Annotated in this window: 1 protein-coding gene; it reads left to right on the forward strand. The window is 74.3% G+C overall.

What is annotated here, in order from left to right:
- Nucleotides 1-269 (forward strand): glycosyltransferase (locus SAZ04_RS22205; protein WP_332699785.1); only part of this gene is annotated, 269 nt, incomplete at both ends.

Here is a 269-nt window from a genome sequence, read left to right on the forward strand (position 1 = left end):
TCGAGCGACGGGACCGCCGCGATCGCGGGCGCCGCCGGAGCGCGCGTCCTGCGCGTCGAGTATCGCCACATCGCCGCCACGCGCAATGCCGGCGCGCGTGCGGCGCGTGGCGAAGCTTTTTTCTTCGTCGATGCGGATACGCAGGTGAAACTCGACGTCGTCGCCGCGGCCTTGCAGGCCCTGGCCCAGGGCGCGGTCGGCGGCGGTTGCGCCGTGCGCCTGCCGGGGCCGCTGGCGTGGCACCAGCGCATGGCGGTGGTCCTGAGCCT

This window comes from Halalkalibacter lacteus, from assembly GCF_036663595.1.
Lineage (GTDB): Bacteria > Bacillota > Bacilli > Bacillales > Bacillaceae_D > Halalkalibacter > Halalkalibacter lacteus.